The sequence below is a fragment of the Streptomyces sp. GLSS-08 genome, from assembly GCF_056387915.1.
In genome coordinates, this window is record NZ_JBWJAQ010000019.1 from 36,410 (window position 1) to 61,418 (window position 25,009).

At 73.5% G+C, this 25,009-nt stretch carries 24 protein-coding genes; 9 read left to right on the plus strand and 15 right to left on the minus strand.

Going from position 1 to position 25,009, the window contains the following annotated elements; all coding sequences use genetic code 11:
- Positions 1-9: 9 nt before the first annotated feature.
- Together AC0ZLC_RS27630 and AC0ZLC_RS27635 are read right to left on the minus strand one after the other, a co-directional pair.
- Entirely contained in the window at positions 10-1,218 is a 1,209-nt protein-coding gene (locus AC0ZLC_RS27630) for a Cmx/CmrA family chloramphenicol efflux MFS transporter (protein ID WP_476754679.1), read from the minus strand.
- 465 nt (positions 1,219-1,683) lie between these two features.
- Positions 1,684-2,415, minus strand: coding sequence for an HD domain-containing protein (locus AC0ZLC_RS27635; protein ID WP_476754680.1), 732 nt, complete (start codon positions 2,413-2,415; stop codon positions 1,684-1,686).
- A 47-nt stretch (positions 2,416-2,462) separates the two neighbouring features.
- Here AC0ZLC_RS27635 and AC0ZLC_RS27640 point away from each other — a divergent pair, with 47 nt between their 5' ends.
- Positions 2,463-3,155: a maleylpyruvate isomerase family mycothiol-dependent enzyme gene (locus tag AC0ZLC_RS27640; protein WP_476754681.1), complete on the plus strand. Its 693-nt coding sequence runs from the start codon at positions 2,463-2,465 to the stop codon at positions 3,153-3,155.
- Between the two features lie 132 nt (positions 3,156-3,287).
- A complete protein-coding gene (locus tag AC0ZLC_RS27645) occupies positions 3,288-3,986 on the plus strand; it encodes a copper homeostasis protein CutC (RefSeq protein ID WP_476754682.1) in 699 nt (232 codons plus the stop codon).
- A 141-nt stretch (positions 3,987-4,127) separates the two neighbouring features.
- Here AC0ZLC_RS27645 and AC0ZLC_RS27650 read toward each other — a convergent pair whose 3' ends face one another.
- On the minus strand, positions 4,128-6,167 hold the full coding sequence (locus AC0ZLC_RS27650; protein ID WP_476754683.1) for a HelD family protein: 2,040 nt from the start codon (positions 6,165-6,167) through the stop codon (positions 4,128-4,130).
- A 307-nt stretch (positions 6,168-6,474) separates the two neighbouring features.
- Here AC0ZLC_RS27650 and AC0ZLC_RS27655 point away from each other — a divergent pair, with 307 nt between their 5' ends.
- From AC0ZLC_RS27655 to AC0ZLC_RS27665, 3 genes are all read left to right on the plus strand, one after another.
- A complete protein-coding gene (locus AC0ZLC_RS27655; RefSeq protein WP_476754684.1) occupies positions 6,475-6,657 on the plus strand; it encodes a hypothetical protein in 183 nt (60 codons plus the stop codon).
- Positions 6,658-6,958: 301 nt separating this feature from the next.
- Entirely contained in the window at positions 6,959-8,209 is a 1,251-nt protein-coding gene (locus AC0ZLC_RS27660) for a glycosyltransferase 87 family protein (RefSeq protein WP_476754745.1), read from the plus strand.
- Positions 8,142-8,537 (plus strand): hypothetical protein, encoded by a 396-nt coding sequence (locus AC0ZLC_RS27665; RefSeq protein WP_476754685.1) that lies wholly within the window; start codon positions 8,142-8,144, stop codon positions 8,535-8,537. Before AC0ZLC_RS27660 ends, AC0ZLC_RS27665 begins: the two co-directional genes overlap by 68 nt.
- 4 nt (positions 8,538-8,541) lie before the next feature.
- On the opposite strand, the gene AC0ZLC_RS27670 is transcribed toward AC0ZLC_RS27665, so the two are convergent.
- The 5 genes from AC0ZLC_RS27670 to AC0ZLC_RS27690 all read right to left on the minus strand — a co-directional run bounded on the left by AC0ZLC_RS27670 (position 8,542) and on the right by AC0ZLC_RS27690 (position 12,981).
- Positions 8,542-10,182, minus strand: a complete 1,641-nt coding sequence (locus AC0ZLC_RS27670; protein WP_476754686.1) for a DNA repair helicase XPB — start codon at positions 10,180-10,182, stop codon at positions 8,542-8,544.
- A 455-nt stretch (positions 10,183-10,637) separates the two neighbouring features.
- Entirely contained in the window at positions 10,638-11,459 is an 822-nt protein-coding gene (locus tag AC0ZLC_RS27675; RefSeq protein ID WP_476754687.1) for an aminoglycoside phosphotransferase, read from the minus strand.
- A 108-nt stretch (positions 11,460-11,567) separates the two neighbouring features.
- Positions 11,568-11,705, minus strand: a complete 138-nt coding sequence (locus AC0ZLC_RS27680; RefSeq protein ID WP_476754688.1) for a hypothetical protein — start codon at positions 11,703-11,705, stop codon at positions 11,568-11,570.
- Positions 11,702-12,820, minus strand: coding sequence for a radical SAM protein (locus tag AC0ZLC_RS27685; protein ID WP_476754689.1), 1,119 nt, complete (start codon positions 12,818-12,820; stop codon positions 11,702-11,704). The genes AC0ZLC_RS27680 and AC0ZLC_RS27685 overlap by 4 nt, the downstream gene beginning before the upstream one ends.
- Positions 12,808-12,981, minus strand: coding sequence for a hypothetical protein (locus tag AC0ZLC_RS27690; protein ID WP_476754690.1), 174 nt, complete (start codon positions 12,979-12,981; stop codon positions 12,808-12,810). The genes AC0ZLC_RS27685 and AC0ZLC_RS27690 overlap by 13 nt, the downstream gene beginning before the upstream one ends.
- Before the next feature lie 316 nt (positions 12,982-13,297).
- Here AC0ZLC_RS27690 and AC0ZLC_RS27695 point away from each other — a divergent pair, with 316 nt between their 5' ends.
- Positions 13,298-14,644, plus strand: a complete 1,347-nt coding sequence (locus AC0ZLC_RS27695) for a hypothetical protein (protein WP_476754691.1) — start codon at positions 13,298-13,300, stop codon at positions 14,642-14,644.
- Here AC0ZLC_RS27695 and AC0ZLC_RS27700 read toward each other — a convergent pair.
- Positions 14,622-15,155 (minus strand): NUDIX hydrolase, encoded by a 534-nt coding sequence (locus AC0ZLC_RS27700; protein ID WP_476754692.1) that lies wholly within the window; start codon positions 15,153-15,155, stop codon positions 14,622-14,624. The two genes, AC0ZLC_RS27695 and AC0ZLC_RS27700, sit on opposite strands and share 23 nt — an antisense overlap.
- A gap of 296 nt (positions 15,156-15,451) precedes the next feature.
- Entirely contained in the window at positions 15,452-18,256 is a 2,805-nt protein-coding gene (locus tag AC0ZLC_RS27705; RefSeq protein ID WP_476754693.1) for a helicase-associated domain-containing protein, read from the minus strand.
- Between the two features lie 244 nt (positions 18,257-18,500).
- On the opposite strand from AC0ZLC_RS27705, the gene AC0ZLC_RS27710 reads away from it, so the two are divergent.
- Together AC0ZLC_RS27710 and AC0ZLC_RS27715 are read left to right on the plus strand one after the other, a co-directional pair.
- Complete coding sequence (locus AC0ZLC_RS27710; RefSeq protein WP_476754694.1) at positions 18,501-19,535, plus strand: hypothetical protein; 1,035 nt, start codon at positions 18,501-18,503, stop codon at positions 19,533-19,535.
- A 40-nt stretch (positions 19,536-19,575) separates the two neighbouring features.
- Positions 19,576-20,202, plus strand: coding sequence for an HAD family hydrolase (locus AC0ZLC_RS27715; protein WP_476754695.1), 627 nt, complete (start codon positions 19,576-19,578; stop codon positions 20,200-20,202).
- 45 nt (positions 20,203-20,247) lie between these two features.
- Here the strand turns inward: AC0ZLC_RS27715 and AC0ZLC_RS27720 are convergent, their stop codons facing one another.
- Positions 20,248-20,502, minus strand: a complete 255-nt coding sequence (locus tag AC0ZLC_RS27720) for a hypothetical protein (protein ID WP_476754696.1) — start codon at positions 20,500-20,502, stop codon at positions 20,248-20,250.
- A gap of 197 nt (positions 20,503-20,699) precedes the next feature.
- Here AC0ZLC_RS27720 and AC0ZLC_RS27725 point away from each other — a divergent pair, with 197 nt between their 5' ends.
- The gene (locus tag AC0ZLC_RS27725) at positions 20,700-21,083 is read left to right on the plus strand and encodes a cold-shock protein (protein WP_358854300.1); all 384 of its coding nucleotides are present in this window, start codon (positions 20,700-20,702) and stop codon (positions 21,081-21,083) included.
- 61 nt (positions 21,084-21,144) lie between these two features.
- On the opposite strand, the gene AC0ZLC_RS27730 is transcribed toward AC0ZLC_RS27725, so the two are convergent.
- The 4 genes from AC0ZLC_RS27730 to AC0ZLC_RS27745 all read right to left on the minus strand — a co-directional run bounded on the left by AC0ZLC_RS27730 (position 21,145) and on the right by AC0ZLC_RS27745 (position 24,859).
- Complete coding sequence (locus AC0ZLC_RS27730) at positions 21,145-22,014, minus strand: 1,4-dihydroxy-6-naphthoate synthase (RefSeq protein ID WP_476754697.1); 870 nt, start codon at positions 22,012-22,014, stop codon at positions 21,145-21,147.
- Positions 21,998-22,789, minus strand: coding sequence for a futalosine hydrolase (locus tag AC0ZLC_RS27735; RefSeq protein ID WP_476754698.1), 792 nt, complete (start codon positions 22,787-22,789; stop codon positions 21,998-22,000). The genes AC0ZLC_RS27730 and AC0ZLC_RS27735 overlap by 17 nt, the downstream gene beginning before the upstream one ends.
- Positions 22,759-23,235 (minus strand): DUF2771 domain-containing protein, encoded by a 477-nt coding sequence (locus AC0ZLC_RS27740; RefSeq protein WP_476754699.1) that lies wholly within the window; start codon positions 23,233-23,235, stop codon positions 22,759-22,761. Before AC0ZLC_RS27740 ends, AC0ZLC_RS27735 begins: the two co-directional genes overlap by 31 nt.
- Before the next feature lie 196 nt (positions 23,236-23,431).
- A complete protein-coding gene (locus AC0ZLC_RS27745; protein ID WP_476754700.1) occupies positions 23,432-24,859 on the minus strand; it encodes an MFS transporter in 1,428 nt (475 codons plus the stop codon).
- Between the last annotated feature and the right edge of the window lie 150 nt (positions 24,860-25,009).

The window sequence follows — 25,009 nt, forward strand, 5'->3', positions numbered from 1 at the left end:
CCCGGGGCGTCAGGCTTCGGTGCGGACGGGGCGGGGGGCCGCGCCCGCCCCGGCGACCACGCGCGAGGTCCGGGTGCGCCGGTGCAGGCGCAGTGAGACGAGTACCACGGCGAGCCCGGCCAGTGTCAGTGCCGCGCCCGCCCACGCCGTCGACGCGTAGCCGTGGCCCGCGTCGATGACGGTGCCGCCGAGCCAGGGCCCGCCGGTGTTGCCCAGGTTGAAAGCGGCCGTGACCGTGGCGCCGGCCAGGGTGGGGGCGGTGCTCGCGACGTTGAACATCCGGGCGTTCAGCGCCGGGGCCGTGTAGAAGCAGGTGACGCCGAGGACGAAGGAGAGGATGGTCGCGGCGACCGCGTACCGGCCGAACAGTGCGAGGGCGACGAGCACGGCCGTCGACGCGGTGATGCCGCTGACCAGCACCCCGAAGAGGTGCGCGTCGGCGAAGCGGCCGCCGATCGTCGTACCGATCAGCGCGCCGACGCCGAACAGAGCCAGCACGGTCGGGACCCAGCCGGCGTCCAGGCCCGCCACGTCCGTGAGGAGCGGGGAGAGATAGCTGAACGCGCAGAAGACACCGCCCGCGGCGAGCGCGGTGACGGTGACCGACAGCAGGACCTGACGGTCGCGGTAGATGCGCAGTTCCCGCTTGAGCTGCGGCTTCTCGTCCGGCACCGGGATGCGGGGGATGAGGGTGGCCACCCCGGCCAGCGCGACCGCCGAGGCCGCGCCGACGGCCCAGAAGGCCGACCGCCAGCCCAGGTGCTCACCGAGGAAGGCGCCGGCCGGGACACCGAGGACGTTCGCGATCGACAGACCGCCGATCATCACGGCGAGGGCGCGGGCCCGCGCGGTCACCGGCACCATCGCCACGGCCACCGCGGCGCCCACCGCCCAGAAACCGGCGCAGGCCAGCGCGCTCACCACGCGGGACGCGAAGAGCACGCCGTACGTAGGGGCGAGCGCGCCCGCGACCTGGCCGAGGCCGAAGACGGTGATCAGCGCGAGGAGGGTGGTACGGCGCGGCAGCCGCAGTGTCGCCACGGCGAGCAGGGGCGCGCCCACGACCATGCCGATCGCGAACGCGGAGATCAGCAGGCCCGCCTGCGGGATCGTGACGCCCATGTCGTCGGCGATGGGCGGGAGCAGTCCGGACAGCATGAACTCGCTCGTGCCGAGCGCGAACACGGAGAGCCCGAGGACGTAGACGGCGAGGGGCATGCGGGGACGATCGGCGGGTGCGGGCACATCAGGCTGCAACCGAGGCCGGCCGGAGCGCATTCCCGTCCGGGACGGACCCCCGGGCCGGGGCAGAGCCGCGGGCCGGCCTTGCGGCACGCGGCTCGGGTGGCCTGCCCCGGGCGGGCGCGCTGGTCGCCGCCCCCGGGAGTCGGGCCGCCGGGCTCACGGCCTTGGGCCGGCCGCCGGACCGACGTCCTCCAGTCGGCTGCCGGGGTGACGGCCTCGGGCCGGCCGCCGGACAGCCGGCCGTGTCGCGGGTACCGGGCGCGGGCGCGGCCCTGTTCACCGGGCGCGCGGGCCGGTCGCCCGGGCGTGCCCGTGGGCAGGCCGTCCGGCGGGGCTCGGGTCCCTGGGTGCCCGGTGGGGACCGGGCCGCCCCGGCCCGGCCCGCTGGTCGGGCCGCCGGTGGGGAAGTGGGCCACGCGTGTGGCCGTCGTCCGTGGGCTACGGAGCGAGTGTCTCCAGTTCTCGGCGGAGGTTCTCGTGGGCCCGCGCCTCCCACTCGCGCTGTCCGTGCGGTGTGCGGAACAGGCGGGGCAGGGCGAGGAGTTGGCGCAGGAGCGCCGCCCGGCCGGTGCGGAAGGCGTCCGGCGGGACGAAGGCGTACTCCTCGCGGACGGCGGCCGTGTAGGCGGCGTACGCGTCCGGGGGCGCGGCCAGGACCGCGAGGTCGGCGTCGCAGAGCACGGCGCCGTTGGCGTCGTCGGCACGGGGGTCGTGGGTGACCGTGAGCCGCACCAGCCGGGCGACCTCGGCGGTGCGGGCCTCCTCGACGCCCAGCTCGGGCAGGGCCCGTTCGGCGAGCCGGGCGGAGCGTTCCTCGTTCGTCGACCGGTCCGGCAGGTAGACCGCGTCGTGGAACCACGCGGCCAGCCGCACCGCGGCCGGATCGGCGGCGTACGCCTCCAGGACGTCGATGCGGTCGAGGACCGCGACGAGGTGATCGGTGGTGTGGTACCGCCGCCGGGGCTCGGCCCACCGGCGGAGGAGGTTCTCGGCGTACGGGCGGGGATCGTGGGCCTGCCCGCCCGCGGGGGCCGCGTCCGGCGTCCGGGCCGCCGTGACGGCCGCCGTCCAGCGCCGCGCCAGGTCCTCGTACGCGGGATGCCGGTCCGCCGGTGCCGCAGCACCCGTCGCCGGTCCCGCCCCTGTCTCTTCCTCAGCCATGCCGTTCATTGTCCCCGGCGCCCCCGGAGGCCGTCCCCACGGCCTAATTTGGGGCCATGACTTCAGCGGACGTGACAGATGTGCCAGAGGTGCCGGACGTACGGGACCCGGAACTCCCCGGGCGGCTGCTCCGTACCGAACGCGACGTGCTGATCCCCCTGCTGCGGGCCCGCCCCGAGAGGGACTTCGCGCTGCGCACCGCCTGTCCGGGGTGGACCGTGCGGGACGTGCTCGCGCACTGCGGGGCCGCGCTGACGCGGGTGGTGGAGAGCCGTTTCGAGAAGGGGGTGTTCGAGCCGGCGGCGAACGACCGGGACATCGCCGAGCGGGACGGCTGGCCGACGGCCCGGATCGTGGACGAGCTGGAGCGGGGGATGACCGGGGCGGGGCCGGTGATCGCCAAGGCCGGCGGGATCCTGGACGCGGTCGGGCTCGGCGAGTGGGTGCACGCCGGTGACGTACGGGAGGCCTTCGGTGAGCCGGAGGCCTACGCCGGTGCAGGGCTGCCGTACGCCCTCACGCTGCTCGCGCGGATCACCCGTGAGCGGGGCCACCTCCCGCTGCACGCCGACCTGGACGACCGGGACGAGCCGCTGCGGCTCGGCGCGCCGTCGGGCGCCCGGCCGCCGGCCCACTACCTCGGGGACGCGCCCACGCTCGTACGGCTGTACGCGGGCCGCCCGCTCGTGGGCACGCGGTACGAGCTGGCGGGCGCGGCCGAGGCGGAGCTGAACATCTTCCGCGGCTGAGACCCGTACCGGCGGCGGCGCGCAGGGACGTCGCCGGTACGGGCCACTCGCGCGATCTTCTCGCGGGCGCACACCCTCCGGGCGTAGTCTTGGATTGGACTAGACCTGTAGCCGTCCAAGGGAAGAGGTCCTATGAGCAAGCGTGCGGTCCTGGAGGTGATCGCCCTCGATGTCGAGGACGCCGTCGCCGCCCAGGCGGGAGGCGCCGACCGCCTCGAACTGGTCACCGACATGGCCGCCGACGGGCTCACCCCCGCGGTGGAGACGTTCGCCGGGATCCGTGCCGCCGTCGACCTCTCGCTGCGCGTGATGCTGCGGCTGACGGACGGGTTCGCGGCGGGCGGCGCCGACGGGACCGCCGCGCTCGTACGGACCGCCCGCGATCTGCGGGCCGCGGGCGCCGAGGAGTTCGTGCTCGGGTTCCTCGACGAGCACGGGGGCCCCGACCTGGCCGTCGTGGAGCGGCTTGCGGCGGAGCTGGACGGCTGCCGGTGGACGTTCCACCGCGCGATCGACCGGGCGGCCGACCGCGACGCCCTGCGCAAGCAGCTGGCGGACCTGCCGGGCCTCGACGCCTACCTGACGGCGGGCTCGGCCGCCGGGGTCGACGACGGACTGCCCACACTGGTCGCGGAGGCCGCCCGGCGCGGCGAGCCCGGCTACGAGCCGCGGATCCTCGTCGGCGGCGGCCTCCGCCTGGACCACGTCCCCCGGCTGCGCGCCGCCGGCGTCGACGCCTTCCACATCGGCGGCGCGGCCCGCCCCGCCGGCTGGACCGCTCCCATCGCCGCGGAGGCGGTACGGGAATGGCGCACGGCACTGGACGCGTAGCGCGCCCCCGGCCGGCCCGGACGTACCCCGTGGACGCGCCGTGCCCCGGCCGGGTGCCGGGCCTGCGGGCCCCGGCGGCGGCAGGGGCCAGGACAACCGCCCGCCGGGTGTCGTCGGTTCGGGCGAGGGGTGTCGTTTGATTCAGGCGAGCTGGGGTGGCAGCGGGGCCGTGTGCGTCACCGTGAGGCCCGAGACCGCTCGGGTCAGCGCCACGTACAGGCGGCGCAGACCGGTGCGTTCGTCCGGCTCGCCGTCGACCACGGCCCGCGGCTCGTCCAGGACCACGTAGTCGTACTCCAGACCCTTGGCGAGCGAGGCGGGCACGAGGGTGAGCCGGGTGTCCGGGGTGGTCTCCTCGCCCGGCCCCAGGAAGGTGATGCCGGCCGCCGTCAGCGCCTCGGCCAGCGCCGGGATCCGGGCGTCGGCGGCGATCAGCCCGATCGACCCCTCGCTGCGCAGCGACTCGGCGCAGGCGGCGACCACGTCACCGTCGCCCGTGACGGCCCGCACCTCGAAGGACCCCGGGTTCTCCCGCACCGACGCCACGGGCGCGAGCCCCGGCGCGATGTACGGCAGCAAGCGGGACGCGTACGTGATGACGTCCGCGGGGACACGGAAACCCGCCGTCAGCTCCTCGACGACCGCCTCGCTCTTGCCCAGGTGCGCCAGCGCCTCCTGCCAGCTCCGCGTCGCCCACGGCGTCGTCCCCTGCGCCAGGTCGCCGAGCACGGTCGCCGACCCGGTGGAGCAGCGCCGCCCCACCGCCCGGTACTGCATCGGCGACAGGTCCTGCGCCTCGTCGAGCACCACGTGCCCCAGGGAGTGCGTGCGCCGGACGAGGTCGGTCGCCTCGTCGATCAGCACCGCGTCCGCGGCCGACCACCGGGCCGCCTTCACGCTCCGCGCCGGCTTCGCCCACAGGACCGCCTTCTGCTCGTCCTCGTCGAGGAGCCCCTCGGCGTGCGCGGCGAGGAACTCCGGGTCGGACAGCAGCCGCAGTACGAGCCTGGCGGGATCGACGGGCGGCCAGATCGCCTTGATGGCGGCCTTCACGGCGCTGTTGCGGGCGACGGCGTCCTGCACCCGGTCGTCCGGCGCCTCGCCCGCCCGCTCCATCTGCACGAGCACGGCATGCGCGATGCGCTGCGGAAGGGCCTCGCCCGCCGCACCGTAGCGGATGTCGCGTTCGGTCAACTGCCGCACGATCTCCTCGAGTTCGTACACCGGTACGCGCCAGCGCCGGGAGCCGCGCACCACCACGACCGGCTCGGTGGGCGGCGTGATGTGCGAGCGGACCGCCCGGCGCAGCACCTCGGCCATCCGCGCGTCGCCCTTGACCACGGCGGCCGTGGCGTCGTCCGTGCCCCGCACCTCCACGTGCGCCACCAGGTCGTCGACCGTGGCCTGCTTGACCTCCAGCTCGCCCAGCGCCGGGAGGACCTGCTCGATGTAGTGCAGAAAGGACCGGTTCGGGCCGATGACCAGCGTGCCGGTGCGGGCGAGCCGGTCCCGGTGCGCGTACAGCAGATACGCGACCCGGTGCAGGCCCACGGCGGTCTTTCCGGTGCCGGGGCCGCCCTGCACGCACACCGAGCCGGACAGGCCCGCCCGGACGATCTCGTCCTGCTCGGGCTGGATGGTCGCCACGATGTCGCGCATCGGGCCGACGCGGGGCCGCTCGATCTCCTGCTGGAGCAGCTTGCTGGTGCCCGCTGCCTCGGCCGGGTCCAAGAGGTGCTCGTCCTCGTACGCCGTGAGGTCGCCGCCGGTGTAGCCGAAGCGGCGGCGCAGGGCGACGTCCAGCGGGTCCTTCCTGGAGGCCCGGTAGAACGGCTGGGACACCGGGGCCCGCCAGTCGATGACCATCGGGTCCCCGTCGGCGTCGTGCACGTGCCGACGCCCGATGTAGAAACGCTCACCCGCCGCGCCCTCGGCCCGCTCGGCACCGGGAGCGTGCAGGTAGTCGAGGCGGCCGAAGAACAGGGGGGTGTGGCTGAGGTCGGCGAGGGCCTTGATGCGCTCGTCGATCTGGTTCTGCAGGACGACCGCGTTCACCCAGTTCGCGGTGACGTCCTTGATGTCGAGTGACTCCACGTCCTCCCGCATGGCACGCAGAGCGGCACGGGAGTCGGCGAGGTGCGTCCGCTCACGGACGAGCGGGTCGTCGGAACCTTCGGGCATGGGGGACACGGGTGTTGCCTCCGGGGAACGGGCTGCGTCGCTGACGGTCTGCCGGCCGGTTTCCGTCCGGACGGCGGCACTCCGTGAAGGGAGGCGGGCAAGAGCGGAGATCCTAGGCGAGGGAAGGGGGCGGGTGCCAGCGAATTGATGCGGACCTCGGGGGTGGTGACGGACAGGCCCTAGGGGGCACCGGGCGCGGGGTCCCTCCCGGGGCGGAGACGGCGCGCCCGCCAGGCGTACGGGAGGGGCGCCGAGGTTACATCGGAAGACCGACGTATCCGCTGTGTCCCGATTCCATGATGGAAGCATGAGTGCAGCGACCTTCACACCTCACCACCTCCCGCCGAGCGGGGCCACCGCCCTCGACAGCGGCCACCACCGGCACCGTCTCGGCGACGCCCTGCGCGCCCTCAAGGTCTTCGCGACCGCGGCCGTCGGCGTCGTCCTCCTCGGCGAGTACGGCGAGGAAGCGGGCGTCCACCGCAGGTGAGCGCCGGCCGGCCCCGCGCCTCACCCACCAATGAGAGCGCCGGGCGCCCGCGCGCTCGCCGTCGGTGACCCGATGCCCGCCCATCGCGCCCGCCGGCGGCGACCCGCCCCGGACCGCCCGTGCGCGCCCGTCCCGTGAGCCGTGTCCCAGGCCGGACCCCTGCGGACACTAGGGTCCCTGCGTGACTCAACGGAACGTGACCCTCCGCACACCCACCGCCACCGCACCCACCGCCACCGCACCCATCGGATCCGCCGCACCCACCGCACCCACAGGATCCGCCGTCGCGACCGCGAGCGCCCTGCTGGCCGTCTCCCTCGCCGCCTTCGTCGGGCTGTGCGTGCTGCAGCGCGCGCCCATGGCCGACGCGTTCGTCTACCGAGCCGAGGGCGCGGCCGTCGTCGCCGGCGGCGACCTGTACGGCTTCACGGTCACCGAGTGGCACCTGCCCGCCACCTACCCGCCGTTCGCGGCGATCCTGTTCGTACCGACCGCCTGGCTCCCGCCGCTGGCGCTCAAGGCGGCGTTCGTCGCCGGCAACACCGCGCTGCTGGCCCTGCTCGTCCGGCTCTCCTGCCGCCTCGCCGGACTGCCCGCGGGCGTCCCCCTGGTGTGCACCGCCACCGCCGGGGCCCTCTGGCTCGAACCCGTCTTCCAGACCGTGCTGTTCGGGCAGATCAACCTCGCGCTCGCCTGCCTCGTCCTGTGGGACCTCACCCGCCCGCCGGGCGCCCCGGGCAGAGGCGTCGCCGTGGGGATCGCGGCCGGTGTGAAACTGACCCCCGCCCTCTTCGTCGCGTACCTCCTGCTCACCCGGCGCACCCCGGTACGGCCACGGGTACGGATCCGGGAGGGGCTCACCGCGCTGGCCTCCTTCCTCGGCACCGTCCTGGCCGGCGCGCTCCTGCTGCCCGCCGCGAGCCTCGACTTCTGGACCCGCCGCCTCTTCGAGACCGACCGGGTCGGCAAGGTGTGGATCGTCGACAACCAGTCGGTGCAGGGGTTCGTCGCGCGGGCCCTGGGCGATCCCTCGCCGGGCCCCGCCTGGGCGCTCGTGGCCGTGCCGGCCGGCTGCGCGGGCCTCGCACTCGCGTGCCGCGCCGCCGACGCCCGCCTCGGCGTCCTCCTCACGGCCTTCACCGCGCTGCTCGTCTCACCGGTCAGCTGGTCCCACCACTGGGTGTGGTGCGTACCGCTGCTCGCGGTCCTGCACGCCCGGGGCCGCACCGGCCTCGCCGTGCTGAGCGCCGCCGTCTTCACCGCCCGCACCCTGTGGCTGGTCCCGCACCGGGGCGACCTGGACCTGCGCCTGCCCTGGTGGCAGCAGCCGCTCGCCTCCCCCTACCCCCTGCTGGCGGCTGCCCTCCTGACGGCGGCCTGGCTCACCCTGCGCAGGAACCCGGCACCGGATGAGTACGCCGGCCCGCCCCCGCTGAGTATCCGCACCGGTGTGCCGGCACCGCGCGTGACGATGAACTGTCCGCATGACGACACCGCACCTCGCGTCCCCGCCCGCCGCGCTACTGCCGACGAACCCGTCCGCGGCGGATGAACCGCACCGCAGGGCCTGGATCGCGCCGCTCGTGGCGTCGCTGCTCCTGCTGCTCCTCGGCCCGGCCGCCCTCTTCCTCGGCGGCCTGTCCGCCATGGCCACGGACAGCTGCGGCCCCGACCACTGCTCCCCGGCCCTGATGGACAGCCTGTCCTGGATCTACGGGATCCTCTTCTACGGCGGCCCGGTCACCACCGTGTTCCTGGTCCTCGCCTGGGCGCTGCCCTGGAAGCGCCGCTGGGCGGGCACCCGCGCCTGGGCCGCCTGCGCGGCCCTGCTGCCGCCCGTGACGGTCCTCTTCCTGGTGCTCACCCTGCCCGCGCCCTGAGGGGTCAGCTGCCCGCCAGCAGCTCGTCCGCGTCGACGATCCGGTACGCGTACCCCTGCTCCGCCAGGAAGCGCTGGCGGTGCGCCGCGAAGTCCTGGTCGATGGTGTCGCGGGCGACGACCGAGTAGAAGTGCGCCTGGTGGCCGTCGGCCTTCGGACGCAGGACGCGGCCGAGGCGCTGCGCCTCCTCCTGCCGCGAACCGAAGGTGCCCGACACCTGGATGGCGACCGTGGCCTCCGGCAGGTCGATCGAGAAGTTCGCCACCTTCGACACCACGAGCACGCTGATCTCGCCCTGCCGGAACGACTCGAAGAGCTTCTCCCGCTGCGCGTTCGACGTCTCGCCCTTGATGACGGGCGCGTCCAGGTGCTCGCCCAGCTCGTCGAGCTGGTCGATGTACTGCCCGATGACGAGGATCTGCTGCCCGGCGAACTTGCGCACCAGCGCCTCCGTGACCTTCCGCTTGGTCGCGGTGGTAGCACAGAACCGGTACTTCTCCTCGGTCTCCGCGGTGGCGTACGCGAGCCGCTCGGAGTCGGTCAGATTGACCCGCACCTCCACGCAGTCGGCGGGCGCGATGTACCCCTGCGCCTCGATCTCCTTCCATGGCGCGTCGAACCGCTTGGGCCCGATGAGCGAGAAGACGTCCGACTCCCGGCCGTCCTCCCGGACCAGCGTCGCCGTCAGTCCGAGCCGGCGGCGCGCCTGGAGGTCGGCGGTGAACTTGAAGACGGGCGCGGGCAGCAGATGCACCTCGTCGTAGACGATGAGCCCCCAGTCACGGGAGTCGAAGAGCTCCAGGTGCGGGTAGACGCCCTTCCGCCGGGTCGTCAGCACCTGGTACGTGGCGATGGTGACCGGCCGGATCTCCTTCCGCGTACCGCTGTACTCGCCGATCTCCTCCTCGGTCAGCGACGTCCGCTTCACCAGCTCGTGCTTCCACTGACGGGCCGAGACGGTGTTCGTGACCAGGATCAGGGTGGTGGCCTTCGCCTGGGCCATGGACCCGGCGCCGACCAGGGTCTTGCCCGCCCCGCAGGGCAGCACGACCACGCCCGAGCCGCCGTGCCAGAAGTTCTCCACGGCCTGCTTCTGGTACGGGCGCAGCGCCCAGCCGTCCTCGGCCAGCTCGATCGGGTGCGCCTCCCCGTCGACGTACCCGGCGAGGTCCTCGGCCGGCCAGCCCAGTTTCAGCAGCGTCTGCTTGATCTGTCCGCGCTCGGAGGGGTGCACGGCGACCGTGTCGGCGTCGAGACGGGCGCCGACCAGCGGCGCGACCCGCTTCGACCGCAGGATCTCCTCCAGCACCGGCCGGTCCGTGGTGGTCAGGACGAGCCCGTGCGCCGGATGCTTGCTGAGCGTCAGCCGCCCATAGCGGTCCATCGTCTCGGCGATGTCCACGAGCAGCGCGTGCGGCACGGGATAGCGGCTGTACTGCACGAGCGCGTCCACGACCTGCTCGGCGTCATGGCCCGCGGCGCGCGCGTTCCACAGCCCGAGCGGAGTCAGCCGGTAGGTGTGGATGTGCTCGGGGGCCCGCTCCAGCTCCGCGAACGGCGCGATCGCCCGACGGCACTCGTCCGCCCGCTCGTGGTCGACCTCGAGCAGCAGGGTCTTGTCCGACTGGACGATTAGGCAGGACACGCATACCTCCGCGGATGGGATTGTCACCGTGACAGATACAACACCTGCCACGGCTCGGGCCATGCCCCGTGCCCGGCGCCGGAAGGGCGTACCGGCCAGCGCGCCGGGGATGCGCGCTGCTATCTATGTTCGCCTATCGCGTGAAACGGACGGGACAACTTCTCCCGAGCGCCGGAGAGCGGCGTGCGAGGCGCTGTGTGAGGCACGTGGCTGGGACGTCAGCTGTGGCTGGGGCGGCCGGCCTCCATGGCTTTACCCACCTGTTCGGGCCGGCGCCCGCGTCGGGCAGGTCCCAGGGGGCCACTCGTTCAAATTCCGGGCAGGGGCAGAGCCTGCCCGAGTTGCCGGGCCAGCGTACGGCCCCCTGAACATGCCCGACCCCAACCCGAACAGGACACCGGTCAAAGCCACTCCGGCCGACCGCTCGTTCGGCTCACCCGAGTGGAGCGTTCGGTTCAACCAGCCCTGCGGTGTGCGTGCCAGGCGGTGGCGGCTGTCGCGAGGCGCAGGGTCCACGGGTCGGGGCCGGCGTTGCTGATCTCGGACCAGACGTTGGCGTTGGCGGCGGCGAAGGCGGTGATGCCCTCGGCGGGAGCGGTGTGCCAGGAGGGGATCTCGGCAGCCCAGTGCTCGGCGGATGCGGGAACGTGACCGGCGGCGATGAGCCAGATGACCCAGTAGCCGGCGTCGAGCCAGGCCGCTCCACGGGTTGCCCAGGCCCAGTCGACCAGACGGGCTCGATCGCCCTGAAGAGCGTGATCGTCGACGAGGACGTTGGCGTTGTTCAGGTCGGTGTGGAGCAGGTGGGTCCCGGCGAAGAAGCGGAGGTCGTCGGGATGGGCAGCGTGGTGCTCCAAACGCTGCGCGGCGTGACGTAGCTCGATGTCAGGGCAGGAGGTCTCGCCGAGGTGGCACAGGAGGGAGGCGACTTCGGAGAGATCGGGGGAGCCGGGGGCGTAGTCGGCGTGGTGGCCGCAGAGGGCTTCGAAACCGAGCAGGTCCCAACCGGCGGTCTCGACGCGCCAGCGGAGGGCGGGGGCCAGGTCGGTGAGGAAGGGGGCGGCGGCGGCCTCCCGGCGCTGGGTCCAGGCGCGGGGGTGATCGGTGCGCAGGCCCTTGATGTGCCAGGTGCCCGTGGCGGAGGTGACGCGGGCCGCGATCTCGCTGTTGAAGCCCTCGGCAGTCTCCTCGACCGTGAGGAGGGGGCCGGTGTGCTCTTCGACGGCGGCGCGAGCGGCGGGCGGCAGTCGGTCGAGGCCGATGCGGATGGTCGCCATGGGGCTTCACTCTTCCACGGAGGCGGTGCGGGTGTGAGCGGGCAGTGGTGCGGGGGCTTCGGACGGAAGAACGTCCGGAAGCCCCCGCGGTTCTGTGCGGCCGGTTGTCTACCGGTACGGGTTGTCGTCGTTGCAGCCCGGGATTGCCCCTTCGGACAGCACCTCCAGGTCGTCCAGGAGGATCACTCCCTCGGGCTCCTCCAGGGCCGGCGGTCGGGGGCTGATCTCCACCATGACAGCGGTCATGACGCTTCCTCGCTTCCGTGTTGGCAGTAGGTGTCCAGTGGTGCCTTCGCCTCCTGGTAGGCCTTGGCGAGCGGTCGGCAGACCCGGCAGGTGCCGGAGAGCTGACAGCCGCCGCAGCCACCGGTGCGAAGCATTTGGGCATCGGCGATGCCGGGTAGACGGAGGAGTCCGTCCAGGCCCTCGGACATGAGGTCGATGGGGTTCTCGCGGCCGACCTTGCACATGGTCGCCAGGCCGTGCGGGTCGACGTGGAAGAAGGTGTGGCCGGCGGGGCAGCCCTTGAAGACGCTGGTCTTGTCCAGGAAGCCGGGGGCCTGCGCGGCCAGCGGTTCGGGCGTGCCGGTGTACGTGGGGGAGATCGTGCCGTACTCCTGGCGGCCCGCCCCGTACCGTTCGGCGAGGGCGCGCATGGCGTCCAACTCGTGGGCGTTGTGCCGGGTGATGATCAGCGCCAGTTCCAGCGCGATGCCGGCCTCGCGCGCTGCGGCGAGCCCCTTCTCGACCAGCTTGAACGCCCCCGGCTTGCGGGTGAGCGAGTCGAAGCTGTCCGGGGTGGCCCCGTAGAGGGAGACGGTCACCTTGTGCGGTGGCAGGTCGCGCAGAAGGCCGATGATCTCGGGGCGGTGGAGCCGGGAGCCGTTGGTCAGGATTTCGATCAGCATCCCGGAGCGGTGAGCGAGTGTGTACGCGTTCACGAAGTCCTGGTCGATCAGCGGCTCGCCGCCGGTGAACTGAAGCCACAGCACCCCGGCATCCCGCAGCAGGTGCAGGAGCTGGACCTTGTCCGGCCACGACAGTCCCTCGAACTTTCGCTCCGCGAGGTAGCAGTGCTCGCAGTTGAAGTTGCAGCCCTTGTTGATCTCATACGTGGCTCGGCCGTAGCCGAGGCCGGTACCGGAGCGTACGAGGACGGCGTCCCGTATCACCGCGCCCGCCAGGTCCACGCTCCAGGCCGTGCGGGCGTGGTCGAGGAGCCAGGCCGGCAGAGGGTTGCTGCTTTCGGCGATCGAGGCCAGCTCCTCGTACAGCATCCGGGGGATACGCATGCCGCCCTTGGATCCGGGGCGGGCGATCAGGAACGTTCCGTTGTACGGGCTCGCGATCAGCTGGTGCACGGGACCTCCTCCGGGGTGTCTTCCCAGGTGTGCTGCTTGGCGTGGTCGACGAAGAGGCAGCAGCCCTCACCGTCGGGCCCCGGGGCGGCCGCCGGGCAGTCCGGCAGTACGACGAGCTCCGCCAGGTCCAGGGGCACCCGGCGCCAGTGAACGCACCGCATCACGACACCACCCGGAGAGATTCGACGGAGCTTGGCTCCGCACATCGGCGACAGGCGCACGGCGGGAAGCGGCCGGGGTTGTCCGCCAGCACCGGATCGTCGCCCACACGCACCTCTGTGAGAGGCCCCCACGTCCGGCCGGAGTCGTGCGAGACCCGCAGCGTCATCCGTACGTCGTCCTGTCCGTTCGCCATGACCAGGAGCATCGCGATCCGGGCAGTGGACCAGAAAGGCCAAGCGGGTTACCCAACTTGGGTACCATCACCCACGGTTGACAAACAGTAGCGATCCGTAGTCCTCATGCCGGAGCGTGCCGATGCCCGAGCCGTCTCGCTCGAAGGAACTCCCCGTCAGGCTGCTCACGGATCCAGTGATGATCGAGGCATGCCGGGCCAGGGACTTCGGCCGCGTCTTTCAGCTGGTCAAGACGCGAGCGGGCATCTACCCGTCGATGATCGCGCGACGCTGTGACCTGACCCCCAGCCGTGTCGGCGAGGTGATCGACGGGCGTCGACAGCTGCTGCACATGGACGTGATCGAGCGCATCTCGGACGGCCTGCGCATCCCTGGGCACATGCTCGGCCTGGCCCGGCGCACGTGGGAGACTCCGCAGAACCTGACCGTCGCACGCAGAGACCCCACCGAGGCCACACCGCCCATGGGCGCGCAGTTGGCCGCAGGGCTACCGGGGACGGACGTGGACAGCATCCTCGCCCTGGCGGCCGAACGGGACCTCAGCCCGTCGACGCTGGACGCGCTGCACTCGTCGATCGCGGACTACTGGCGTCGGGACGACGAGCACGGCGGCGAGACCTTACGGCCGGCGGTCGTCGGACAGCTCCGCTACGTCGTCGGCCTCCTCAAGGAGGAACGCTCCTCACCCATGCGAGATGGCCTGCACAGCATCGCCGCCGAGCTGGCCCGGCTCACCGGGTGGACGTACTTCGACGCCCGCCAGTACCACCAGGCGCGGGCCTACTTCACCGAGGCCCTCGGCCTGGCCAAGTCGGTCGACGACCACCAGTTCATGGCCAACGTGCTCGCCTGCATGAGCCTGCAGGCCACCTACCAGGACAAGCCGGGGGACGCCCTCGCCCTGGTGGCGGCAGCTCAGGACCAGGCCCGGGCCGCAGTGGGGTCGACGCCGCGCGTCCTGGCCATGCTCGCGATGCGCGAAGCCTTCGCCCACGCCACCCTCGGGAACCGCAGCGCCACCCACACCGCGATTTCGGAAGCCCACACCCACTTCGGACGGATCGGCACCGACGACCCGGACCCGGCATGGGTGGCGTACTTCGACGAGACGAAGTTGGTCGTGGACACCGGCATCGCGCACGGCCGCCTGGGCGAAGCCGTCCTCGCCGAACCCCTGATCGCGGACGCCCTACGCCAAGAACATCAAACGAACCACCGAGGCCGCGCCTTCCACGCTTTCTGGCTCGCCCGCACCCAGCTCCAGCGCGGAAAGCTCGACGAGGCGTGCCACACGGCCATGGACGCCCTGGTCCCGGCGGCGGCCGTCAGCTCGCAACGGGTCGCCGTCCACCTCCGCGAGTACTACGAGCAGCTGGAACCCTTCCGCCGGGAACCCGCCGCAGTGGCGTTCGAGTCCCGGCTCAGAGAAGCGCTGCCCCGTCAGCTCAGCGGATCGCCTCGTCCATGAGGACGTAGAGCAGCCCGACGAGGGAGCCGCTGCTGACGATCTCCCGCCGGTCGATCATGCCCCGCACGTCAGCCAGCGGGATCCACTCGACCCGGTCCGACTCGTTCTTCTCGGTCGGTGGCCCTTCGTAGGTCGCCCCGTCGGCCCGGAAGACGTGGTGCTGGGAGTCGGTGATGCCGTTGGCCGGCTCGGCGTAGATCAGCGGCTTGATCGGGCCGGGCCGCCAGCCCGTCTCCTCCAGCACCTCACGCGCGGCCGCTTCGGCGGGAGTCTCGCCCAACTCGACCAGGCCCATCGGCAGCTCCCACGCCCAGGCGTCCGTGATGAAGCGGTGCCGCCACATCATCAGAACCTCACGCCGCTCGTTGACCACGGCGGCCACGGCCAGGTGCCGGAGCTTGACAACGTGGTGCTCCCAGCGGTTCCCGTCCGGGGTTTCGATGTCGGTGAGCCACACGTTCACCCAGGCGTTCTCGTAGATCGGACGTTCCCCGTGGATCTTCCACTGCATCGCTGCGGCCCCTCTCGATCGGTCTCCAGCATTGCAGAACAAGCCTCGAAGGCGGCAGAGTTCGGCGACTTAGCGTCGATCTGACCAATAGAGGAGGTCATCCCATTGCAGGAGAGGCGGCAAACCGCCGTCCAGCTCGGCCTCGCGCCGCTCAGGGACCGGAGTTCCTGGCTGTCCAGGGATCGCAGTAGTCGGCACGGTGACCGTCTCCTTGGGTCCGGACATCAGGCTGGACGACTGTTGCGTCCGCCGGTCGGACACGACGATCCCGCCGCGCCACTTCCCTGGTGTCGGGCTCAGGGCTGGTCGTCCGCCAGCTCCGCGACGCCCGTGACGCGGTGCAGGGGATAGGTGCGGACCTCGTCGGCCGTGTGGTCGTACGCCGTCACGAAACCGCCCTCCACCCGGACGGGCGCGATGACGCGCTGGCTGGCGGCACCCTCTGCGTTGACGTAGCCGATCCACAGGGACTCGCCGGTCAGGACCGCGGCCTGCATCGTGGCGAGGGTCTCCGCGGCGCTCGTGCGGGGCAGCTCGCCGCCCGTGGCGGGGGCGGCGTCCGGGGCCGTCCTGCGCGGCGCCGTGGCGGCCAGGTCACCGGCGCGGACCGCGCGGATCGCGGCACCCAGCAAAGTGGCGTCGGGGACCGGCGGGCCCTCCGGGACCGGCTGGGGGGCCGTGCGCGGCGGCGTGCGACGGGCGTGGGCGCGCGTGATCAGGACGTCACCCTCCGCGGACTCGGCGGCGGGCGCGAAGCCCATCGCGCGCAGGCCGTCGAGGAGCGCCGCCGGATCCGCCTGGGCCGCGAGGACGGTCGGCGCGAGACGGCGCAGCCGCAGCCCGGCCGAGCGCTTGTCGGCGAGGATCTCGTTCAGCACCGCGTCGTCGTCGCAGCGGACGTACGCCGAGGCCGCGCCGATGCGCAGATGACCGTGGCGGCGCGCCACGTCGTCGATCAGATAGGTGAGCGGCTGCGGCACGGGCGTACGGGCGTGCTCGGCCAGGAAGGCGTGCAGGTCCGACGCCGCCCGGCCCGCGTCCAGGGCCCGCCGCACCGACCCCGGCGTGAACCGGTACACCGTCGCGCCGCCCTTCGACTCCACGTCCGCGAGCACCCCGAGCATGTCGGCCAGCGGACGCCGCAGCGGCCCGGGCGCGACCGCCGTCAGGTCCGCCTGGAGCAGGACGTGGTCCAGCGGCTCCGGCAGGAGCGGCGCGAGGAGCCGGGCCGCGTGGGCGGCGTCCGCGGCCTGCTCGGCGGGCGTGCGGACGGGCCGCGGGGCGGTGGCCGGGGGGCGGTGCGGACGGGCGGGGAGCCCGTCACCGGGACCGGACGGCGCGGATTCCGAGGCGGCGTCCGCCTCTCCTGCGGTCCCAGCGGTCCCGGCCGCCCCTGCGGCGTTCGCGGTGCCCGGGACGCTCGCCCTCCCAGGGGTCCCAGGGGTCCCAGGGGTGTCAGGGGTCCCAGGGACCCTTGCGGCGCTCGCGGTGTCTCCGGCATTCACGGTGTCTGGGGGGTTCGCGGTCCCGGCGACCCCAACGGCCCCCGCTACCCCAGCCGCCCGAGCGGCGTTCGCGCCCCCCGCCGCAGGCAGCCCGAGCAGCGCCCGCCCGTGCGAGGACAGCGCCCCGCGCCCCGTCACGCCCAGGGACTCGGCCTCGGACAGCGTCCACCGGGCCAGCCGCGTGCGTAGGTCCTCGTCCTGTTCCGACTGGGCGCCACGCAGCGGACGCTCCCAGTGAAGGCGGGACAGGAGGGAGTCCGCGGAGGGCGACGCGCCCTCGGGCAGCGTGCCGAGGAGCGCGAGGACACGATGCCGGACCTCCGGGGCCGCGGAGCGGTCAAGACCGGGGCCGAGCGCCGAGAGCGTACGGTCCTTGGCGTCCCGTCCGCCGACCAGACCCGGCGTGCGGGTGGCCGCCAGCCAGGCCCGGGCCAGCCGCGCCCAGCGCTCCGCGGAGGGCAGTTCCAGCCATTCGTCGTAGGCGGGCGTGGCCGCGTACCGCTCGTCGGCGTCACCGTCCGACGCCAGCAGCCCGGCCGCGTAGGCCAGTTCGACCCAGAACGCGGCCACCGGCTCCGGCACGTCCAGCGCGACCGCCGTCCGCTTCAGGTCGCGCACGCTCAGCCCACCCGCGCGCAACACCGCCGGGCCGCCCTCGTCCCAGTCCTTCAGCAGCTCCTCGACGGTCGCGAGCGCGGTGTACGCCTGGCCCGCCGCCGTCGCGTCCACCATCGCCGGACGGTGCGTCGCACCCGGCTCCACGGCCGGCGGCACCGGCTGCGTCTCGCGGTGCGCGCGGCCCGCCCGCAAGTGCAGGGCGACCTCCCGCGGCAGGACGACCGTGCCCGGCGCGGTCGGCAGCAACAGCCCCCGGTCCAGCAGCAGCCGCAGCCGGGGCGCGGGATCGGCGGTCACCTGGCCGTACGGCGGACCCCAGACCAGCCGGGACAGCACCTCCAGCGAGTCCGCCGGAATGCCGTCCAGCAACGCGGACATCCGCCTACGGTCCGTGAACAGCTCCGTCAACGCCGCGACGGCCGACACCGAGTCGTGCGTGGTCGCGAGACCCGCCGCCGTCACGATCTCCTGGATCCGGCCCGGCGACATACCCGACGCGGCCTCCGCCACCGTCGGCCCGAGACCCGTCGGGGACGGATGCTGCGCGGACGGCGCGAGCAGCTCACGCGCGGTACGGACCAGACGGAGACGGTCGTCCGCACCCCACACCAGCGCCTGCTCGCGCAGCGTGCCCAGAGCACGGGGCAGCGCCTCCGCGACCACCGGGTCACGGTCGTCGCCCGCCATCAGCCCGAGCAGTTCGCCGTACGCCGCCGGTTCCGGCGCCACCGCCAGCGCCTCCGCCGTCTGCAGCGCGAAACGGTCCAGCCGCTCCAGCGCGCGCACTACGGACGCGCGGGTGCCGGCCCGCGTCGCCAGCTGGGTGAGATCGGTGGGGACGGGCGTGATGAGGTCCGGGCGGGCACGCAGCAGCGCGGCCAGGGAGGCGTCGTCCCGCGCGCGGAGGGCCTCCGCCAGGGAGCGCGGTGCGTTCCCCGCGGGTGCGGACTCCGTCGTGGGCTGCTCCTCGGTGCTCATCCGGCCAACGGTAGCGGTTCCGCTTGTCCGAGGGCTCCGCCCCCGGACCCCCGGACCGCACCGGCACGCCCGTCCTCACCCGCCGGACGGACCGGGACCTCCAACCGGCAAAGACCCCTCCGGCGGCTGGGCAACGGGGTCCGGGGCCGAGCCCCGAAGCGGCACGCGACGGGCGGCGGCAGGGGAAGACCCGGTACCGTCGGGGACACTGGGTAACCAACACACCCGCCCCGGAGGGGACTTCGTGGGGATCGAGAGTGATCAGCTCGTCTTCGACTATCTGAGCCGGGTCGGCGACCTGGCCCAGCAGCGGCAGCTGCCGTCCGCGACGCGGATGCGGCTCGTGTCGGAGCTGCGCGGCGAGATCGACCGCCGCCGGGCGAAAGCGCCGGTCGACACCCCCGCGTCCGTCCGCCGCATCCTCAGCCGCCTCGGCACCCCGGACGAGGTCGTCGCCACCGCCGCCGACGGGGCCACGGGCGGCGGGACCGCCGCGGACGAACCGGAGACCCGCGCCGCCGTCCCCGCCCAGCGCACCCGCCCACAGCGCACCCACGACAAGCACGAGCGCCCGGCCGACGACCGCCCCCGCGGCCTGCGCCGCGTCGTCCCGCGCCCGCGCCCCGCGGAACCCGAACCCGTTGAAGCACCCCGCGACGCCGCGTCCCCGCCGCACCTGGCCGGCACCCACGAACTGGGCGACAGCGCCACGCAGCCCGACTGGTGGCGGGTGGACGGCACCACGTTCGGCCCGGGCGAGAGCGTCCCCGGCTTCGTCGGCGGCGTGGAGATCCCCGAAATACTCAAACCACCGCCGGGGAAACCCGAACCCACCGACGCGGACCCGCCCCCCGCCCTCCCGGGCCAGACCCGCACCCCGGCCGCGACGGAGCAGGACGTGGAGGCGGCGCCCGCCCGCCGTCGCCGCCTGCCCCGGCTCGCCGGCCGGCGCAACCCACTGCTGCTGCTCGCCGCGGCGCTTCTCGTCGCGGGCGCCGCCCTCGGCAACTGGATCGCCCTCGGCCTCGGCTGGCTCATCGCCTACACCTCACGCCGGCTGACTCCAGCCGAGGCGAAATGGGCGGTCCTCGTGCTGCCGGGCCTCGCCGTCACGGCCGGAATCGGCTGGCTCTGGGGGCGCACGGAGGGCCGCTGGGGCGATCCCGTCGCCGACGGCCACCTGGGCGACGCGATGGCCGGCACCTGGCCCTGGGTGGTCCGCGGCGCCGCCGTCACCTCGGCGCTCTACCTGGCCTGGCGTTCCCAGCGCCCGCGGTAGCGGCGGAATCCGGAGGACCCCCTTCGATGGGCTCGGCACAATGGCCCGTATGACTTCGCGCCCCCCGACCGTCGGCTTCGACCTCGACATGACCCTGATCGACTCCCGCCCCGGCATCCACGCCTGCTACCGGGCACTCTCCGCCCGGACGGGGACGTACATCGACTGCGACCTGGTCGTCACCCGGCTCGGGCCGCCGCTCGAGGACGAGCTCGCGAACTGGTTCCCGGCCGAGCGGGTCGCCGCCGTCGCCGGCCTCTACCGTGAGATGTACCCCACACACGCCATCACCGGCTCGCCCGCGATGCCCGGCGCCCGCGACGCAGTCGACGCCGTACGGGCGGCGGGCGGCCGCGCCGTCGTCGTCACCGCCAAGTGGGAGCCCAACGCCAAGCTGCACCTCGAACACCTGCGCATCGACGCGGACGCGGTCGTCGGCAACCTGTGGGCCGAACAGAAGGCGGACGCGCTGCGCGAGCACGCCGCGAGCGTCTACGTCGGCGACCACACCGGCGACGTCCGCGGCGCGCGCCGCGCGGACGCGTACTCCGTCGCCGTCGCGACCGGGCCGTGCGACGCGGCGGAACTGACCGCGGCGGGCGCCGACGTCGTCCTCGCGGACCTCACCGAGTTCCCGGCGTGGCTGAGGAGCCACACGGCCCGCTGAGACCGCGCGGTTTCGCGTTCGCGCCGCGCCCCCGGACCGCCCCCGCTACGGCTGCCGAGCGGCGCGGGCCCGGCGGCGCCCGGCCGCGAGCGACTGGAACACCCCGCCCCCGGCCATCAGGAACCCGACGCCCATCAGCATGCTCAAGCCGAACATGTACGTCGGAAAAGGCGTCGTGCCGAGCAGCAGCGGGGCCACGGTGACCAAAGTGGCCACGGCCCCGACGAAGAAGACGATCGCACCGGCACGGATCAGCCAGTCACCGGGCTCGGCGGAATTCGCTTGGGTTTTGTCACGCACCCGACCAGGGTAGTTCCCAGCGCAGAGGAACCGTCCGGCGACGTCTTGTCACCGGCCCCGGGACCATTAGCCTTGGTACCGGCGGGTCCGACGACCCGCTGTAGTGCTGTCCGGGCCCGTTTCCGGGCAGTTGCCCGCGCAGTTGTCACTGAAGTTTTCCGAGCAGTTCCCGACGAGTACGAGGACGAGGACAGACGGTGCCCACCGGCAAGGTCAAATGGTTCAACAGTGAGAAGGGCTTCGGCTTTCTCTCCCGGGACGACGGCGGCGACGTCTTCGTCCATTCCTCGGTCCTGCCCGCCGGAGTCGACGCTCTCAAGCCGGGCCAGCGTGTGGAGTTCGGTGTCGTCGCCGGTCAGCGCGGCGACCAGGCGCTCTCGGTGACGGTCCTGGACCCCACCCCCTCGGTCGCCGCCGCGCAGCGCCGCAAGCCGGACGAACTGGCGTCCATCGTCCAGGATCTGACGACCCTCCTGGAGAACATCACGCCGATGCTGGAGAAGGGCCGCTACCCCGACAAGGCCTCCGGTCACAAGATCGCCGGCCTGCTGCGCGCGGTCGCCGACCAGCTGGACGTGTAGCCCCGCCCCGTCCGGCCGGCTCCCGGCCGGACGTTTCTCCGGCCCACCCCGGACGGTCAGCTCACGGGAAGTCCAGCGCGTCCGGGCCGAGGGGCGGCACCAGTCCCTCGGCCGCCGCTCGCGTGAGCAGCCCGCGCACCGCGGCGTAGCCGTCCTCGCCGAGGTCGGCCGTGAACTCGTTGACGTACAGGCCGATGTGCTGGTCCGCGACGGCCGGGTCCATCTCCTGGGCGTGTTCCAGGACGTAGGGGTGGGAGGCCCGCGGGTCGTCCCAGGCGGCGCGGACCGAGGCGCGCGCGGAGTCGGCGAGTCGGCGCAGCCGCTCCTCGCCCAGCGACCGCCTGGCGATGATCGCGCCGAGCGGGATCGGCAGACCCGTGGTCCGCTCCCAGTACTCGCCCAGGTCGGCGAGCTTGTGCAGCCCGTAGTTCTGGTACGTGAACCGGGCCTCGTGGATGACCAGTCCCGCGTCGACCTTCCCGTCCCGTACGGCGGGCATGATCTCGTGGAACGGCATGACGACGATCTCGCCGACCCCGCCGGGCACCGTGTCCGCCGCCCACAGCCGGAACAGCAGGTACGCCGTCGACGTCTCGCTGGGCACGGCGACCGTGCGGCCGGTGAGTTCCCCGGGGTCCCGGGTCAGCACCAGCGGGCCGCAGCCCCGCCCGAGCGCGCCGCCGCACGGCAGCAGCGCGTACGTGTCGAGTACGTAGGGCAGCACGGCGTACGACACCTTCAGCACGTCGAGTTCGCCGCGCTCGGCCATGCCGTTGGTGACGTCGATGTCCGCGAAGGTCACGTCGAGCGGCGGGGCGCCCGGGACGCGGCCGTGGGCCCAGGCGTCGAAGACGAAGGTGTCGTTCGGGCAGGGCGAGTAGGCGATCCGCAGGGGCGTGGCGGGTGCGGCGGGCTCAGTGGGTGCGGTCATGTCGGTTCCAACTCTCCAGTACGGGCGCGAGCTTCCCGAAGGCCTCGGTGAGGGCCGCGAGGGCGTCCCCGATGCGCCAGGCGGCACGGTCGCGCGGGCCGACGGGATTGGAGACGGCGCGTATCTCCAGTACGGGCACGCCGTGCAGGGCGGCGGCCTCCGCGACGCCGAACCCCTCCATCGCCTCGGCGAGGGCGCGGGGGTGCCGGCCGCGCAGTTCGGCGGCGCGGGCGGCGGTCCCGGTCACGGTGGAGACGGTCAGTACGGTGCCGGTGGCCGCGCCGGTGGCGGCCGCGACGTCCCGTACGAGTGCTGGTGGCGGACGGTGGGTGACGGTCCCGAAGCCGAGAGCGGTGACGGGGACGAAACCGTCCGCGGTGTCCGCGCCCAGATCGGCCGCGGTGATCTCGTCGGCGACGACGATCGAGCCGACGGGGGCGCCGGGCTGGAAGCCGCCCGCGATGCCCGCGCAGACGACGAGGTCGTACGGGGCTCCGGCGAGCGTGGCCGCGGTGAGGGCGCCGGCGGTGGAGGCGGCGGCGAGGGCGGGACCGACGCCGGCGGCGAGCAGGTCGTGGCCCGGCGCGCGGCGCAGGGTCACCCCGGGGAGCGGGACGTCGTGCAGCGGGGCCGGGTGGCCCCGGAGCGGGAACGCCCGGGCCACCGCGTCCCGTTCGGCGGGGACCGCGGTGGCCACCAGGACACGTGCGTGAGACGTGCCCGGGAACTCTTCGGCGGACGTGATCAGGCGTCCTTCTTCAGCTTGAACGACCACAGGCCGGTCACCGACTTGTCGTCGCCCTGCTGGACGGAGATCAGCGTCGAGTTGCCGCTCGCGCCGTACTGCTCGTTGAAGAAGACGCTGCCGGGAATCGTGCGGTAGGTCTTCTTGCTGGAGTCGGTCAGCGGGCGGCCGTTCATCAGGATCGTCCAGCCCTTGTCGGCGACGTCCGGGTCGACACCGAAGCGCACGGTGTCGTCGGGGTCGACCTTGATGGTCTTGATGTCCTTGGACTTCAGGCACTTCGCCAGCTCGGAGGTCTTCACCGTCTTGCCGTCGCCGTAGCAGTCGGTCTCCGAGCTCACCGAGTTCTTGCCCACCGTGACGGTGGTCAGCGGCGTCGGCTTGTCACAGGCGGACAGGGCGAGGAGCCCGGCGGAAACGGCGCCGACGGCGGCGACGGCGCGACGGCGGCGCGCAGAGGAACGCAGGGAGGTCATGGCCGAAGGCTATCGGGCACGTCCACCGGTCTCCCCACGTGGGGTGCGGCGTGCCGCGGGGAGCCGCACGCGCGCTGTCCGGGTTCTGGTCGGTGCCGCCCCGTGACCGGGTGCCGGGCGCCCGCGCCGCCGCGGGGGCGGTGCCGTTCACGCGACCGGGTGCTGGGCGCCCGCGCCGCCGTGGGGGCGGTGCCGTTCAGGCGACCGGTTGCCGGGCGCTCGCGCCGTGCCGGGCCGCGCCGAGCAGCCCCCGCACCGTGGTGAGCCAGCCGACGGCGACGATCGCGGCCGCCACGCTGAGGCCGAGCGTGCCGTTCAGCGGCAGCACGATGCCGATCGCGCCGCCGATCACCCACGCCACCTGCAACAGCGTCTCGGACCGCGCGAACGCCGACGTACGGACCAGCTCCGGGACGTCCCGCTGGATCAGCGCGTCCAGGGACAGCTTGGCGAGGGCCTGCGCGAACCCGGCCACCGCGGCCAGACACGCGACCAGGACCGCTCCGAAGAACACCGCCGCGGTGATCGCCGCCCCCAGCACGAGCGCCACCACCGTCACGATGATGACCTCGGGAGCGCGCGATTTCAGCCAGGCGCCGACCGCGGTGCCGAGCGCGTTGCCCGCGCCCGCGGACACGCCGACGATCCCCAGCGAGACCGCCGCGCTCTCGCCGGTGAGCGGGTGTTCGCGCAGCAGGAACGCCAGGAAGAAGATCAGGAACCCGGACAGGCAGCGCAGGGCGGCGTTGGCGGCGAGCGCGTGCGTGACGGCCGTGCCCACCGTGCGCAGCCCCGGGCGGCGCGCCGTCTTCCGCAGGTGGGGTCCGTGCAGGTGCTCCTCGTCCGACGCCAGCAGCGCCTTGTCCTCGCCTCTCGCCGAGTCGACCTTGGGCGGCAGTGAGAACGACAGGAACATGCCCGCGATGAAGATCACGAAGGCGCCGTACAGCGGCCAGCGCGCGCCGAGTGCCTGCAGGCCCGCCCCGATCGGCGCGGCGACCCCGGTGGCCAGCAGTCCGCCGAGGGTGACCCGCGAGTTGGCCTTCACCAGCGAGAAGCCGGGTGGCAGGAGCCGGGGCACCACGGCGCTGCGCACCACGCCGTACGCCTTCGAGGAGACCAGTACGCCGAGCGCCGCGGGATACAGCTCGATGCTGCCGGTCACCACCGCGCCCGACAGCAGCAGCGCGAGCAGCGCCCGGGCGCCCATCGAGCCGGCCATGGCGGCGCGGCGGCCGTGCGGCACGCGGTCCAGGAGCGGGCCGATCACCGGTGCGAGCAGGGTGAAGGGCGCCATGGTGATGGCGAGGTAGAGGGCGACGCGGCCGCGGGCCTCGTCCGTGGGGACCGAGAAGAACACGGTGGAGGCCAGGGCTACGGTGATCATGACGTCCCCCGCGCCGTTCACCGCGTGCAGTTCGATCAGTTTGCCGAGGCCGGACTCGCCCGCGCCGTGCGCGTGGGTCGCCTTGCGGATTCCGCGGGCCGTTCCCGTCACGGGGAAGTGCAGGGCACGGCCGACCGCGCGGACGGACCCGCTCATCCGGCCCGGTCCGCCACTTCGGATGTTCCCCTTGGTCGCACCGGTTCCGGCGGTTCCCTGGGGCGACCTCGCGGCTGCCACCCCGTCATAGTGCCCCGAGAACGGCGAAGGTAGCGCGGTTACCGCGCGTATGGGCCTGTACGGCGGTCCGCGGGCGCCGCTCTCCGGCGGGGGCGGAGGGCGTACAGGCCCGGAAACAGGGCGGTGTGGGGCCTGCCGCGGGGCCTCGGC